Consider the following 14,098-nt stretch of genomic DNA (forward strand, 5'->3'; position numbering starts at 1 on the left):
GTCGTCGATTCTATTCGGCGCGTGTGACGGGCGGATTACGAGCCGTGCTCGCGATCCCGGCGCAGAATGGACGCATGAGCACGCGCAGCGAAGCCGTTCTGATCGACGTCGTCCGCACCCCGGTCGGGCGCGGCAAGCCCGGGGGTGCGCTCTCGGGGGTGCACCCGGTCGACCTCGCCGCGGGGGTGCTGCAGGTGGTGCTCGAGCGCAACGGTCTCGACTCGCGTCAGATCGACGACGTGCTGCTCGGCTGCGTGAGCCAGGTCGGCGAGCAGTCGACGAACATCGCGCGGCAGGCGGCGCTGGCCGCCGGGTTCGACGAGAGCGTGCCCGCGGCGACGATCGACCGGCAGTGCGGGTCGAGTCAGCAGGCGGTGCACATCGCGGCTCAGGGAATCATGGCCGGTGCCTACGACATCGTGATCGCGGGCGGGGTCGAGTCGATGAGTCGCGTGCCGCTGGGGTCGTCGACGGTGGGCGGTTCCCCGATGTCGCCGCGGCTGCGCGCCCGGTATCCCGAGGGGCTGGTGAACCAGGGCGTCTCGGCCGAGCTGATCGCGCAGCGCTGGGGGCTCGACCGCGACGCGCTCGACGCCTACGCGGCCGAGTCGCATCGGCGGGCGGCGGATGCCTGGGCCGAGGGCTTCTTCGACCGTACCGTCGTCGCGGTCGCCGAGGTGCCGGATGCCGTCACCGACGAGACCGTCCGACCCGGCACAACGGCCTCCGGACTGGCCGGATTGAACCCCGCCTTTCGGACGGATGCCCTCGCCGACCGCTTCCCGGACCTCGACTGGCGGATCACCCCGGGAAACTCCTCCCCGCTCACCGACGGCGCCTCGGCGGCACTGCTGATGAGCGCCGAGCGCGCGGCATCGCTCGGGCTCACGCCGCGCGCCGGCATCCGCTCCTTCGTCGTCGTCGGTGACGACCCACTGATGATGCTGACCGGCCCGATCCCCGCGACCCGGCGCATCCTCGAGCGCACCGGTCTCACGATCGATGATCTCGATGCGTACGAGGTCAACGAGGCGTTCGCGTCAGTGCCGCTGGCGTGGGCGGCCGAGGTCGGCGCCGATCCGGCGAAGCTCAACCCGCGCGGCGGGGCGATCGCCCTCGGCCACGCGCTCGGGTCGTCGGGCACGCGCCTGCTCGGCACCCTCGTCGACCACCTCGAGCAGACGGGTGGGCGCCGTGGCCTGCAGACGATGTGCGAGGGCGGCGGCATGGCCAACGCGATGCTCGTCGAGCGGCTGTAGCGCGATTCGCTTTCGAATCGCTCACTTTGCAGTTTTAGAGGTCCGAGATCGGCAAAGTGAGCGACTCGAACGCCCGGGGCGTGTCACCGGAGTGCTGCGCGGACCCTGTTGACGAGCACCTCGGGCCGTCGGAGAAGTACCGATGTCACCTCGATGACCGTCCAGCCTGCGGCTCGGAGCGCCGCGATCCGCTCGATGTCGCGTGCCCATTGCGTGTCGTGCACCATCCCGAGATACTCGACCGCCACGCGGTGCTCGGGGTATGCCATGTCGACACAGCCGAGGAACACGCCCCGGTCATCGAACACGTCGATATTGAGATCGGGCTCGGGGAGTCCTGCGGCAAGGAGGATGCACCGTACCTGGGATTCTCGCGGCGACCAGGAATCCTCCCGAATGAGGTCGAGGGCCGCGCGTAGCCGCTCCGCTCCCCGCCGGCGCCCCTTGTTCATCAGCATCCGGATGTCCTCGACCGTCGTCAGCGACGGTCGCCCGATGTGTCGACGGCCGATGCCAGGCCGCCATGCGCGACAGAAGTAGTCGCCGAGGGCAACGAGATCGGAGACGCTCAGGGCGCCCATCGACACCCATGTCGCCGCGGGCGACGTCACGCGCAGGCCGTCGTGTTCGCCGATCTCCGTCATGCTCGCCAGGGTGCGATGGCCCACGATGCCGGATGCCCGAGGAAACGCGACGGCCCCGGAAGCGCTCACATGCAGGGCGAGATCGGATGCTTCGGCGACGCGACCGTCGGGGGCGAACTCGAGCGGCAGAGGGGCGCCCCAGATCGACGCGGCGGTGGAATGACTGAAGAAGTGCCCATGATGCCGGCCAGGATCGTATGCCCGGGCGCGCACCACCCGCATTCGTCGCTGTCGCGCGTACGGGTCGGCGTCGTCGACGATCGGCGGTGTTGCGGCATCCGCCCTGATCCGCACGCCGTAGAAAGGCGCGTCGAGGTCGCGTCGACGCAACCGCGCGCGGCTCACGCCATACGCCCGGGCGAGGCGCACCGGAAAGGCGGCGCCGACGTCGTCGGGGAGCTCTTCGTGGCTAGTCATGCTGACACCGTCGCAGCATTCGCGCGTCGCGACTGCAGTAGTTCACAACCGGTGCGCGCCGTGCTCGAGTCGCTCACTTCGCAGTTTTCCGGGGCTTCCAACGGCGAAGTGAGCGATTCCGAAGCCGAGTCGTCGCGCGATCGGCTTCACGCCCACGGGCGGTGGAGGAGAAGTCCCTCCCCTTTTCGAATAGCGCACTTCGTCGATTCCACCGCCCGAAAACGACCAAGTGAGCGACTCGAAAGCCGGAGAAGGGCGACTACTCCGCCGAGCGACGCCGGCGGGGGGCGGCCGAGCGTGGGGGGATGCGGCGCATGTGCTCGCGCGCCTTCTCGAGCGGGGCGCTGAGCGAGCGGATGTCGTCGGCGTCGAGCGGTGCGAGGAACAGTCGTCGCAGTTCACCGATGTGCCCCGGGAACACCGCGGCCAGTACGGCCTGCCCGGCTTCGGTGATCGTCAGGGTCACGCCGCGTTCGTCGTCGGGGGAGGGCGCGCGCGTCACGAGTCCTCTCTTCTCGAGCAGCCCGGCCTGATGGGTGAGGCCGCTGCGGCTGATCACGATGCCGTCGGCCAGCGCCGTCATCCGCGCGCTGCCGGTGGGGGAATCTCCGAGGGTCGCCAGCAGCTGGAACTGCACGTAGCTGAGGTCGCCGGTCTCTTTCAGCTGCTGCTCGACGGCGTGGCGCAGAAGGCTGCTCACCTCGATCAGGGCGAAGTAGGCGCCGAGCTCGGCGGGGTCGAGAGGAGGGGTGTCGGCGGCCATGCCTCCAGTGTAGGTGTTTCGATCTCGAATTAGTTGCTTCAATATCGAAGCAGTGCTACGGTTCGATAAGTGCTTCGATTTCGAAGCATCCGAACAGAGGAAGTCATCATGAAGGCAGTACGTTTCCACCAGCTCGGCGGGCCCGAAGTTCTGCGGGTCGACGAGGTCGAGATTCCCGAGCCGGGCGCGGGCCAGGTGCGCATCCGCGTCGCAGGTGCCGGATTCAACCCCGCAGACGGCGGCATCCGCGGCGGCACGCTCCCGTTCCCCGTCGCCCTGCCGCACGTTCCCGGCTACGACGTCGCCGGTACGCTCGACGCGCTCGGCGCGGGTGTCGACGGCCTCGCGGTCGGCGACGCGGTCGTCGGCTTCCTCTCGATGACCGACGACGGAGCGGATGCCGAATACGCGATCGCTCCCGCAGAGCTACTGGTTCGTGCGCCGCGTGCGGCTGCGTTGGCGGATGCTGCCGCGCTCCCGTCCGTCGCGCTCACGGCGTGGCAGGCGTTGTTCGAACTCGGCGAGCTCGCGCGAGGGCAGCGGATCCTGATCGTCGGGGCCGGGGGAACCGTCGGCGGCTACGCCGTGCAGTTGGCGAAGAACGCGGGCGCGTTCGTGATCGCGACGGCGAGTGCGCGCAGTCGTGCGCAGGTGACGGATGCCGGTGCCGACCAGATCATCGACCACGCCGATGAGTCGCTGATCGCCGAGATCTTCGAACCCGTCGATCTGCTGCTCAACCTTGCGCCCATCGAGCCCGCCGAGTTCGAGGCCGCCGTCGCCCTGGTGCGCGACGGTGGCGTGGTCGTCAGTACGACTGTGTGGATGCCGACGCCGGGCGACGCCTCGCGCGAGGTGCGCGGCGCCACGGTGTTCGTACGCAGCGATCCCGCGCAGCTCGCACACCTGGTGTCGCTCGTCGACGCGGGGGAGCTGCGCCTTGCCGATTCCCGCAAGGTCGGCCTCGGCGAGGTCGCCGCGGTGCACGCCGAGGCGGCGGCGGGTACCCTCCGCGGCAAGGTCGTCGTCGTCCCGGCATCCTGAGTGGCATCCGGGTTCCGGGTTGGCCGATTCGAATCGCTCACTTTGCGCTTCTGGACCGCAAAAGAGTGAAAAGTGAGCGACTCGATAGCCGAAGCTCTCGAGACGGAGAAGACCCCCGCCGACCCGATTCGGCGGGGGTCTGCGGGCGCTTGGCGCCCGAGGCGCGGAATCCTGTGACTTCCCGATCCGGTCTGAGTCGTCCGCGCACCTGCAGTTGTAGTTCGCCGAAGTGACCGGCCGGTGAACGCCGCCTCAACATCCGGCGTTCGAAATACATGGATGCCCTAGTAATTCGCAGGAGTCCCGCATAAACTCGCGATGTGCCAACGATGGCACGAAGGGACGTCGCACAATGACTCGTACCATCCCGCATTTCGTGGGCGGATCGCTCCAGTCTCCGACCGGAGGGCACCTCGCCGACGTGTTCGATCCCAGCACCGGCGCCGTGCAGGCGCGGGTTCCGCTCGCCTCGGCCGACGAGGTCCGCGCCGTCATCGCGAACGCCGAAGCCGCCCAGCCCGCCTGGGCCGCGACGAACCCGCAGAAGCGTGCCCGTGTGCTGCTGCGTTTCCTCGACCTGGTGCAGCGCGAGATGCAGCCGCTCGCCGAGCTGCTCGCGAGCGAGCACGGCAAGACGGTCGACGACGCGAAGGGCGACATCCAGCGCGGCCTCGAGGTCATCGAGTTCGCCGCCGGCGCCCCGCACCTGCTCAAGGGCGAGTATTCCACCGGCGCGGGCGCCGGCATCGACGTCTATTCGATGCGCCAGCCCCTCGGCGTCGTCGCCGCGATCACGCCCTTCAACTTCCCCGCGATGATCCCGCTCTGGAAGGCCGGCCCAGCGCTCGCCGCGGGCAATGCCGTGGTGCTCAAGCCCAGCGAACGCGACCCCTCGGTGCCCGTTCGGTTGGCCGAGCTCTTCCTCGAAGCGGGACTCCCTGCAGGCGTGCTCAATGTCGTGCACGGCGACAAGGAGGCCGTCGATACGCTCCTCACCGACGACCGCATCCGCGCGGTCGGCTTCGTCGGGTCGACCCCGATCGCCGAGTACATCTACGCGACGGCGGCCGCGCACGGCAAACGCGCCCAGTGCTTCGGGGGTGCGAAGAACCACATGATCGTGATGCCCGACGCCGACCTCGACCAGGCCGTCGACGCGCTGATCGGCGCAGGCTACGGATCGGCCGGCGAGCGCTGCATGGCGATCTCGGTGGCCGTTCCGGTGGGGCAGGCGACGGCGGATGCTCTCGCCGCCAAGCTGCTCGAACGCATCGCGCATCTGCGGGTCGGCCCCTCGCTCGCGGCCGATGTCGACTACGGCCCGCTCGTCACCCGCCAGGCGGTCGAGCGGGTCGAGGGATACATCCAGCAGGGCGTGGACGAGGGGGCGACGCTGCTCGCCGACGGCCGCGGTTTCACGGTCGCCGGCCACGAGGAGGGGTTCTACCTCGGACCGACGCTGTTCGACCACGTCACCACCGACATGGCGATCTACCGCGAGGAGATCTTCGGCCCGGTGCTCGTGATCGCCCGCGCCGCCGACTACGAAGAGGCGCTGCGGATGGCGTCGGAGCACGAGTACGGCAACGGCGTCGCGATCTTCACGCGCGATGGCGACGCGGCCCGCGACTTCGCCGCCCGCGTTGAGGTCGGGATGGTCGGGGTGAACGTGCCGATCCCCGTGCCGATCGCATACTACACGTTCGGCGGATGGAAGCGCAGCGGGTTCGGCGACCTCAACCAGCACGGCGCCGACGCCTTCCGCTTCTACACGAAGACCAAGACGGTGACGAGCCGCTGGCCCTCCGCGGGCATCCGCGACGGCGCCAGCTTCGTCATCCCCACCATGCACTGACCAGGGCCCTTCGACAGGCTCAGGGACCCAACTTCAAGGAGTCGATGATGACCATGACCGACGTCACCACCCCGCTCACCGCCGACGAGCGCGAGGCGATCCTCGAGGCCGTGCGCGAGTTCGCCGAGACCGAGCTCGCCCCGCACGCGCTCGAGCGCGACGAGAAGCACCTCTTCCCCCGCGAGTCGCTCGGCCGGGGCGGCGAGCTCGGACTCGGCGGCATCTACGTGCGCGAGGAGTCCGGCGGCACCGGCCTCAGCCGCGCCGACACCGTCGCGATCTTCGAGGAGCTCGCGAAGGGCGACCCCACGGTCGCCGCCTACATCTCGATCCACAACATGGTCGCGTGGATGATCGACACCTACGGCAGCGACGAGCAGATCGCCCGCTGGATGCCCGATCTCACCGCGATGGCCGAGTTCGGCGGATACTGCCTCACCGAGCCGGGAGCCGGATCGGATGCCGCGAACATCGCCACGAGTGCGGTGCGCGACGGTGACGACTACGTGCTCACCGGCGTGAAGCAGTTCATCTCGGGTGCGGGCGAGGCCGCGGTGTACGTCGTGATGGCGCGCACCGGCGGCCCGGGTGCCTCCGGCATCTCGGCGCTCCTCGTGCCCGGCGATGCCGAGGGTCTCAGCTTCGGCGCCCCTGAGAAGAAGATGGGGTGGCACGCCCAGCCCACCAGACAGGTGATCTTCGACGGGGTGCGGGTGCCGGCATCCGCTCTGCTGGGTGAGGAGGGCCGCGGCTTCGCGATCGCGATGTCGGCCCTCAACGGCGGACGCCTCAACATCGCCGCCTGCTCGCTCGGCGGCGCCCAGTGGGCGCTCGACCGGGCCGTGCAATACGTGCACGAGCGCGTCGCGTTCGGCGAGCCGCTCGCCGAGAAGCAGTCGATCCTGTTCCAGGTCGCCGATATGCGCACCGAGCTGCAGGCCGCACGGCTGATGGTGCGCGACGGCGCCGCGGCGGTCGACGCGAAGGCACCGGACGCCACGATGCGGTGCGCCATGGCCAAGCGCTTCGCGACGGATGCCGGCTTCGACATCGCCAACCGCGCGCTGCAGTTGCACGGCGGCTACGGCTACCTGCAGGACTACGGGATCGAGAAGGTCGTGCGCGATCTGCGGGTGCACCAGATCCTCGAGGGCACGAACGAGGTCATGCGGCTCATCGTCGGACGCGAGATGCTGCGGCCGTCGGGATCCGCCTCGATGCGGAGCGCATCATGAGCGTGTCTCCGGAAAAACGAGTCGTCGCCTTCCTCGGCCTGGGTCATATGGGCCTGCCGATGGCGGTCAACCTGGTGAAGGCGGGCCACGAGGTGCACGGTTTCGACCTCGTGCCCGCGGCGGTGGATGCGGCGCGCGCCGCCGGCATCCCGATCGCGGCCAGCGGGGCGGATGCCGCAGCCGACGCGGATGTCGTCATCACGATGTTCCCCGCCGGGAAGCACGTGCTCGACGCCTACCGGGGTGGCCTGCTCGCCGTGGCCCGTCCCGGCACGCTGTTCATCGAGTCTTCGACGATCGCGGTCGACGAGGCGCGGGCCGCGCACGCGCTCGCGCTCGCCGCGGGGCACCGCAACATCGACGCCCCCGTGTCGGGTGGGGTGGTCGGTGCCGAGAACGGCACGCTCGCGTTCATGGTCGGTGGCAGCGACGAGGACTTCGCCGCGGCCCTCCCGCTGCTCGAGGCGATGGGCAAGCGAATCGTGCACTGTGGAGGCCCCGGTCTCGGCCAGGCGGCGAAGGTCTGCAACAACATGGTGCTCGCGGTGTCGCAGATCGCCGTCGCCGAGGCGTTCGTGCTGGGGGAGCGGTTGGGGCTCGAGCATCAGGCGCTGTTCGACGTGGTGTCGCAGGCATCCGGTCAGTGCTGGTCGATCACGACCAACTGTCCCGTGCCGGGGCCTGTGCCGACGAGCCCCGCGAACCGCGACTACCAGCCCGGCTTCGCCGGAGCGCTCATGGCGAAAGACCTTGGGCTCGCCCTGCAGGCGATCGAACAGACGTCGACGGACGCCCGGATGGGCCGACTCGCCCAGGAGCTCTACGCCGCCTACGCGGCTGGCGACGGCGCCGCCCACGACTTCTCCGGCATCATCACCGACATCCGGTCCGGCCAGGTGTAGCCCGGACCGGCTTTCGAATCGCTCACTTCGTCGATTCCGGCCGCCGAAAACTGCAAGGTGAGCGATTCGAAACGCCGGGTGAGACGACAGACTGGAACCCGACGACGTGACGGAGGAGCAGAGAGATGACCGAGTACGAGACGATCCTGGTCGAGCAGCGCGGACGGGTGGGGTGGATCACCCTGAACCGGCCGCATGCCCTCAACGCCCTGAACGGGCGGGTGTCGCAGGAGGTCACGGCGGCCGCCCTCGCCTTCGATGCCGACGAGGGAGTCGGGGCGATCGTGGTGACCGGCTCCGAGAAGGCCTTCGCGGCCGGCGCCGACATCAAGGAGATGGAGGGCATGTCGTCGGCCGAGATGCTCGCCACCGATCACTTCGGCGCGTGGAACGACTTCGCGGCCGTGCGCACCCCGGTCATCGCCGCGGTCGCGGGCTTCGCCCTGGGCGGCGGATGCGAGCTGGCGATGATGTGCGACATCATCCTGGCAGCCGACACCGCGAAGTTCGGGCAGCCCGAGATCAACCTCGGCGTGATCCCCGGCATGGGCGGAACGCAGCGCCTCATCCGCGCGGTCGGTTACTACAAGGCCGCCGAACTCGTGCTCTCGGGTCGCATCATCGGTGCCGAGGAGGCCGAGCGGATCGGTCTCGCCTCACGGGTCGTGCCGGCATCCGATCTGCTGACCGAGGCAAGCGCGCTCGCCGACACGATCGCGTCGAAGTCGCTGCCCTCTCTGTACGCGGCGAAGGCTGCGCTCGACACCGCGATGGAGACGAGCCTCGCCGACGGCCTCGCGCACGAGAAGCAGGCGTTCGCGCTGCTCTTCGACACCGAGGACCAGAAGGAAGGGATGTCGGCGTTCCGCGAGAAGCGGCAGCCCGACTTCCGGAACAGATGACCGGATCCGCCCGCTCAGCCCCGCAGCGCCTCGACGATCTTGGCGATGCGGCGGTCACGGGTGGCCTCCTGCTTGGCCTCGGCGACGGAGCGCGCATGCTCCTTGCGGGTCGAGTAGTTGAGCGCGTCGAAGGCGGTGCGCAGCGCGGGGTCGGCGTCGAGGGCCGCGGTGAGCGCGGCGGGTTCGTCGACCGTGCGCTCGCCGGCGTCGAGGCGGATCACGGCGTCGACCTCGTCGCCGATCTCGACGCCCAACTCGGCGCGCGCGGCCTTGCTGAGCCCGATGAGGTTGCGCCCGCCCATCCGGCTGAGGCGCAGCCGCGCGGTGCGGTCGCCGATCGTCACCGCGACCGGGAACGCCTTGCCGGCGCCGAACGAGGCGACCTGCTCGTCCGTGAGGACGATGGCGGTCGCCGGGCCGCTGGCCGGGAGAGTGGTGTGCACACGCAGTTCGCTCATGCGCACAGAGTACGCCGCGGTCAGGCTTTGTCGAGCTCCGCTACGAGGGTGCGGTTGCGCTCTGCGATCACGCGCCGCATGTACTCGCGCAGGAAGAGCGCGTCGACCGCGCGCCCGATCGGACCGAACGGCGAGCGGAACGTCACGACGTCGCGCATCAGCGTGCCCCGCGGATGCTTCGCGAAAGAGTGCACGTGCAGGAACGACCCGAACGGCCCCGAGATCTGCCGATCGCGGAAGCCGCGCGGAGCATCGAGATCGAACACCTGCGACCGCAGCCGGAACGGGATGCCGAAGTGCCGGGCCCGCCATGTGACCGTCGACCCCTCGGTGAACACGCCGCCCGCCGGTGCCTCGACCATCGTCTCGCCGTGTGCTGCCATCGACCGCACGTGCAGTTCCGGGTCGAGGGAAGCCGCGAACACCGCCTCGACGGGAGCCGCGATCACGGTTTCGAGCACGAACTGCGCCATGTCAGAGCGGTTCCGGGGTCGGGCGCGGGTCGGTGAAGTCGCCGGCGTCCTTGCGCAGGCGGGCGACGATCGCGACGAGCTCGGCGGCGTCGCCGGCGGCGATCCCGGGAGACGCGAAGACCTCGGCGTTGAGCGCGGCGGTGGCCCGCTCGACGAGGTCGCGGCCGGCCGGAGTGAGCGCGAGCAGGGCCGCGCGGCCGTCGTGCGGGTGCGGTTCGCGCACGATCAGCCCGTCGCGCACGAGGCGGTCGGCGGTGCTGGTCACCGTGGTCGCGTGCACCTGGAGGCGGGCGACGACGCTCGACAGAGGCAGGCGCCCCTCCCGACTGAACGCGAGCAGACGCAGCACCTCGTAGCGGGCGAAGCTGAGGGCGAAGGGCTTGAGGGTCTGGTCGACGCGGGCGAGCAGGAGCTGCTGCGCCCGCATGACCGAGGTCACCACGGCCATACCGTCGGCGGCATCCGTCCATCCGTGCGCGAGCCACTGCCGCTTCGCTTCGGCGAGCGGATCCACGGGCAGGGGGCGGGGACGGGCCACGCCTCTAACGTACTCGGCGCGAGCGCCGGCGAGCGGATGCCGTCACTGCTGGTTCTCAGTTTCAGTGAAGTTGAGACGCAGTGTCGCAGGGATAGAATCGAGGCAGTCGTGAGGAGCAATCGATGAAGATCTTCGTCCTGGTCAAAGAGGTGCCCGACACCTACGGTGACCGCAAGCTGAACCTGGAGACCGGGCTGGCCGATCGGGCCGCCGGCGACGTGGTGCTCGACGAGATCACCGAGCGTGCGCTCGAGGTCGCTCTCGCCCACGCCGATGCGACCGAGGGCACGGAGATCGTCGCCGTCTCGATGGCCCCGGAGGGGTCGACCGCGACGGTGCGACGAGCGCTCGCGATCGGCGCGGCCTCCGCGGTGCACATCGCCGACGAGCAGCTCTCCGGCGCCGACCTCGGGCTCACCGCCGAGGTGCTCGCCGCCGCGATCCGCCGCGGCGCCCCCGACCTCGTCATCACCGGCAACCTGTCGACCGACGGCTCCGGCGGGGTGATCCCCGCCATGCTCGCGGAGCACCTGGGCTGGGCGCAGGCGACGGCGCTCACTGCGGTCGAGATCGGGGCGGATGCCGTCACCGGAACCCGCGCGACGGACTTCGGGTCGCAGTCCGTGACCGCCGCACTCCCCGCCGTGATCTCGATCACCGAGGCGCTGCCGGACGCCCGCTTTCCGAACTTCAAGGGCATCATGGCCGCGAAGAAGAAGCCGGTGGAGGTGCTCTCGCTCGCTGATCTCGAGGTCTCGGCGGACCCCTCCGAGGCACCGCGCACCATCATGACCGCGGTCGCCGAGAAGCCCCCGCGCGCGGCCGGCATCAAGATCACCGACGAGGGCGACGCCGCCCAGCAGCTCGTCGACTACCTCGTAGAGAACAGGCTGGTGTGACATGGGCTACCCCGAGAACCCGATCCTCGTGCTCGTCGACGTCGACCCCGCGGGCGCTCCCGCGAGCAGCACGGCGGCGCTGATCGGCGCGGCGTCGACGATCGGCTCCCCGGTAGCGCTGGTCGTCGGCGGATCGGCCGAGTCCGCCGCGCAGGCGGCTGCGGCGGGAGCATCCGTCGTGCTGACCGCCGATGCGGATGCCGCCGCCCTCGCCGTGCCCGTGGTGGATGCCCTGCAGGCCGCGTTCGACCGGGTGCAGCCCGATGCCGTGCTCGTGTCGAACTCGATCGCCGGTCGCGACGCCGCCGCGCGTCTCGCCGCGCGCGCCCGGCTCGCACTGTCGGTCGACGCGATCGGGGTGTCCCGCGACGACGAGGGTGTGGTCGCGCACCACTCCGTCTACGGCGGCGCATACCTCGTCGACTCCGCGCCGACCTACGGTGCACCCGTCATCACGGTGCGCCAGGGCGCGGTGGATGCCCGGGCCGAGGCTGTGTCGTCGCCGGTGGTCGAGGCGCTCGAGGTGGCGGGTTCGGGTGCCGCCACGGCATCCGTCGGCCCGGTCGAGGCCGTCGAGCAGACGTCGTCGCGGCCCGAACTGCGTGGAGCGACCCGGGTCGTCTCGGGTGGTCGAGGGCTGGCCTCCAAGGAGAAGTTCGTGCTCGTCGAGGAGCTCGCCGATGCGCTCGGTGCGGCCGTCGGGGCGTCGCGAGCAGCGGTCGACGCGGGATACATCCCGCAGTCGCACCAGGTCGGGCAGACCGGTGTCTCGGTGTCGCCGCAGCTGTACGTCGCGCTGGGCATCTCAGGAGCGATCCAGCACCGCGCTGGGATGCAGACCTCGAAGACCATCGTGGCGATCAATAAAGACGGCGAAGCTCCGATCTTCGACGTCGCGGACTTCGGTATCGTCGGCGACCTGTTCACGATCGTGCCGCAGGTGATCGCCGCCCTCGAGGCGCGGAAGTAGGGGAGTCGATGGTCGCTGAGGGTCAGGACGGGCGGATGCTGCGCCGCGGTCTGCCGCGCACGCCCGGCGGCGAGCCCTGGCCGCCCGCGGGCCCTTCGTCTCGTCGCTCCGCTCCTCGCTCAGGAACCGAGTCTCTTGCTCCGGTTCCTGAGCGAGCGAAGCGAGACGAAGGATCTCGCGCAGCGGCCGCTGCACGGGACGGCGTCGCTGACCGGAACTGGGTCGCTGAGCCTGTCGAAGCGTCCCCCCACGAGGCGACTGTCGTCCTCCGTCGCGGTCTCCCGCGCACGCCCGGCGGCGAGCCGTGGCCTCCCGTCGGAGTTTCCGCGGGGCGGGGCCCTTCGACAGGCTCAGGGACCCAGGTTGCCGCGGGGCGGGGCCCTTCGACAGGCTCAGGGACCCAGGTGTCGGAGCCGGTCGCTGAGCCGAACGGTGTCGCTGAACAGGGCTGGGTCGCTGAGCCTGTCGAAGCGTCCCCGCACGAGACACCGTTCGGCATCCGTCGCGGTCTGCCCCGCACCGCCGGGGGCGATCCCTGGCCGCCCGCGGGTACCGTCGCCTCCGCGGGGCGGGGCCCTTCGGCAGGCTCAGGGACCCAGTCCGTCGAGCCGGTCGCCGGACAGTCCTGGGTCGCTGAGCCCGTCGAAGCGTCCCTCCGCCAGACCCCCGACGTCTCCCTCCCACTCCCCGCCACCCGCACTGTCTGGGACGGCACGGCCCCGCGCCACATCACGGCGCCCCCGGCCGCGGCATCCGCTCGTCCCCGTCCGACGTGGACCCAGGGCATCGCCGTGCTCTTCGGCGCCGCGGCCCTCGGGGTGCTCGCGGCGGCCACCGTCGCGCTCGTACGCACGCTGCTGAGCTTCCCGTTCATGCAGGACTTCCTCACGGCGTTCCCGGGTGAGTACACCTCTCCGATCGCCGTCGAGCCGGGCTTCGCGCCGTGGGTGAGCTGGGCGCACTTCTTCAACGTCTTCCTGATGGTGCTGATCATCCGTTCGGGCCTGCGCGTGCGCACCGAGAAGCGGCCGACCGTTTTCTGGGCGCCGCGCGGCAATCCCAAGGGCAAGATCAGCCTGACGCTGTGGTTCCATCAGGCGCTCGACATCCTGTGGCTGGTGAACGGCGTGATCTTCGTGGTGCTGCTCATCGTCACCGGTCACTGGGTGCGGATCGTGCCGACCAGCTGGGAGGTCTTCCCGAACGCGCTGTCGGCGGCCTTGCAGTACGTGTCGTTCGACTGGCCGCACGAGAACGGCTGGAACAACTACAACAGCCTGCAGCAGCTCGCCTACTTCGTCACCGTGTTCATCGCGGCGCCGCTCGCGGCCATCACCGGTTTCCGCATGTCGGGGCTGTGGCCGAAGAAGGCCGAGAAGCTGTCGAAGGCGTACCCGGTGGAGTGGGCGCGGGCGCTGCACTTCCCGATCATGCTGTACTTCGTGGCGTTCATCATCGCGCACGTGGCACTGGTGATGCTGACCGGGTTCCTGCGCAACCTCAACCACATGTACGCCTCGCAGGATGCCGTGACGTGGACGGGCTTCTGGGTGTTCATGGCGTCGCTCGTCGTGATCGCCGTGGCCTGGGTGGCCGCCCGCCCCCTCGTGCTCGCCCCCATCGCGAAGGTCTTCGGCAAGGTGTCGGGGCGCTGAGGCCGACGGCCGGTCGACGCCGAGACCCACCATCAACATCGAAACCCACCACGCCCGACGTGGGCGGTGGTGGGTTTCGGTGAC

The 14,098-nt window shown here is 70.0% G+C and carries 14 protein-coding genes; 9 read left to right on the forward strand and 5 right to left on the reverse strand.

The window, feature by feature from the left end:
* The first annotated feature begins 74 nt into the window (after nucleotides 1–74).
* The gene (locus ACFY9N_RS16420; RefSeq protein ID WP_391479948.1) at nucleotides 75–1,259 is read left to right on the forward strand and encodes a thiolase family protein; all 1,185 of its coding nucleotides are present in this window, start codon (nucleotides 75–77) and stop codon (nucleotides 1,257–1,259) included.
* Nucleotides 1,260–1,342: 83 nt separating this feature from the next.
* On the opposite strand, the gene ACFY9N_RS16425 is transcribed toward ACFY9N_RS16420, so the two are convergent.
* Nucleotides 1,343–2,320 (reverse strand): DUF559 domain-containing protein, encoded by a 978-nt coding sequence (locus ACFY9N_RS16425; RefSeq protein ID WP_391479950.1) that lies wholly within the window; start codon nucleotides 2,318–2,320, stop codon nucleotides 1,343–1,345.
* A gap of 259 nt (nucleotides 2,321–2,579) precedes the next feature.
* A complete protein-coding gene (locus tag ACFY9N_RS16430) occupies nucleotides 2,580–3,083 on the reverse strand; it encodes a MarR family winged helix-turn-helix transcriptional regulator (RefSeq protein ID WP_391479951.1) in 504 nt (167 codons plus the stop codon).
* A gap of 108 nt (nucleotides 3,084–3,191) precedes the next feature.
* Here ACFY9N_RS16430 and ACFY9N_RS16435 point away from each other — a divergent pair, with 108 nt between their 5' ends.
* The 5 genes from ACFY9N_RS16435 to ACFY9N_RS16455 all read left to right on the forward strand — a co-directional run bounded on the left by ACFY9N_RS16435 (nucleotide 3,192) and on the right by ACFY9N_RS16455 (nucleotide 9,021).
* Nucleotides 3,192–4,127, forward strand: coding sequence for an NADP-dependent oxidoreductase (locus ACFY9N_RS16435; protein WP_391479953.1), 936 nt, complete (start codon nucleotides 3,192–3,194; stop codon nucleotides 4,125–4,127).
* Between the two features lie 352 nt (nucleotides 4,128–4,479).
* Nucleotides 4,480–5,982 carry a CoA-acylating methylmalonate-semialdehyde dehydrogenase gene (locus ACFY9N_RS16440; RefSeq protein WP_391479954.1) on the forward strand — a complete coding sequence of 501 codons (1,503 nt, stop codon included), beginning with the start codon at nucleotides 4,480–4,482 and terminating at the stop codon, nucleotides 5,980–5,982.
* A gap of 47 nt (nucleotides 5,983–6,029) precedes the next feature.
* Nucleotides 6,030–7,217 (forward strand): acyl-CoA dehydrogenase family protein, encoded by a 1,188-nt coding sequence (locus ACFY9N_RS16445; RefSeq protein WP_391479955.1) that lies wholly within the window; start codon nucleotides 6,030–6,032, stop codon nucleotides 7,215–7,217.
* On the forward strand, nucleotides 7,214–8,119 hold the full coding sequence (gene mmsB / locus ACFY9N_RS16450) for a 3-hydroxyisobutyrate dehydrogenase (RefSeq protein WP_391479957.1): 906 nt from the start codon (nucleotides 7,214–7,216) through the stop codon (nucleotides 8,117–8,119). Before ACFY9N_RS16445 ends, mmsB begins: the two co-directional genes overlap by 4 nt.
* Before the next feature lie 125 nt (nucleotides 8,120–8,244).
* Nucleotides 8,245–9,021: an enoyl-CoA hydratase-related protein gene (locus ACFY9N_RS16455; RefSeq protein WP_391479958.1), complete on the forward strand. Its 777-nt coding sequence runs from the start codon at nucleotides 8,245–8,247 to the stop codon at nucleotides 9,019–9,021.
* A gap of 14 nt (nucleotides 9,022–9,035) precedes the next feature.
* On the opposite strand, the gene ACFY9N_RS16460 is transcribed toward ACFY9N_RS16455, so the two are convergent.
* Genes ACFY9N_RS16460 through ACFY9N_RS16470 form a run of 3 tightly spaced genes read right to left on the reverse strand, consistent with a single transcriptional unit; the run spans nucleotide 9,036 to nucleotide 10,490 of the window.
* Nucleotides 9,036–9,479 carry a YdeI/OmpD-associated family protein gene (locus ACFY9N_RS16460; RefSeq protein WP_391479959.1) on the reverse strand — a complete coding sequence of 148 codons (444 nt, stop codon included), beginning with the start codon at nucleotides 9,477–9,479 and terminating at the stop codon, nucleotides 9,036–9,038.
* A gap of 20 nt (nucleotides 9,480–9,499) precedes the next feature.
* Nucleotides 9,500–9,952, reverse strand: a complete 453-nt coding sequence (locus tag ACFY9N_RS16465; protein ID WP_391479960.1) for an SRPBCC family protein — start codon at nucleotides 9,950–9,952, stop codon at nucleotides 9,500–9,502.
* A gap of 1 nt (nucleotide 9,953) precedes the next feature.
* On the reverse strand, nucleotides 9,954–10,490 hold the full coding sequence (locus tag ACFY9N_RS16470) for a MarR family winged helix-turn-helix transcriptional regulator (protein ID WP_391479961.1): 537 nt from the start codon (nucleotides 10,488–10,490) through the stop codon (nucleotides 9,954–9,956).
* A gap of 122 nt (nucleotides 10,491–10,612) precedes the next feature.
* Between ACFY9N_RS16470 and ACFY9N_RS16475 the strand changes: the two genes are divergently transcribed.
* From ACFY9N_RS16475 to ACFY9N_RS16485, 3 genes are all read left to right on the forward strand, one after another.
* Nucleotides 10,613–11,389 carry an electron transfer flavoprotein subunit beta/FixA family protein gene (locus ACFY9N_RS16475; protein WP_391479963.1) on the forward strand — a complete coding sequence of 259 codons (777 nt, stop codon included), beginning with the start codon at nucleotides 10,613–10,615 and terminating at the stop codon, nucleotides 11,387–11,389.
* A 1-nt stretch (nucleotide 11,390) separates the two neighbouring features.
* Nucleotides 11,391–12,359: an electron transfer flavoprotein subunit alpha/FixB family protein gene (locus ACFY9N_RS16480; RefSeq protein WP_391479965.1), complete on the forward strand. Its 969-nt coding sequence runs from the start codon at nucleotides 11,391–11,393 to the stop codon at nucleotides 12,357–12,359.
* A 404-nt stretch (nucleotides 12,360–12,763) separates the two neighbouring features.
* Nucleotides 12,764–14,014 carry a cytochrome b/b6 domain-containing protein gene (locus tag ACFY9N_RS16485; protein ID WP_391479966.1) on the forward strand — a complete coding sequence of 417 codons (1,251 nt, stop codon included), beginning with the start codon at nucleotides 12,764–12,766 and terminating at the stop codon, nucleotides 14,012–14,014.
* Nucleotides 14,015–14,098 lie beyond the last annotated feature (84 nt).

The sequence above is a fragment of the Microbacterium sp. NPDC008134 genome, assembly GCF_042957055.1.
In the GTDB taxonomy this organism is placed as follows: Bacteria; Actinomycetota; Actinomycetes; order Actinomycetales; family Microbacteriaceae; genus Microbacterium.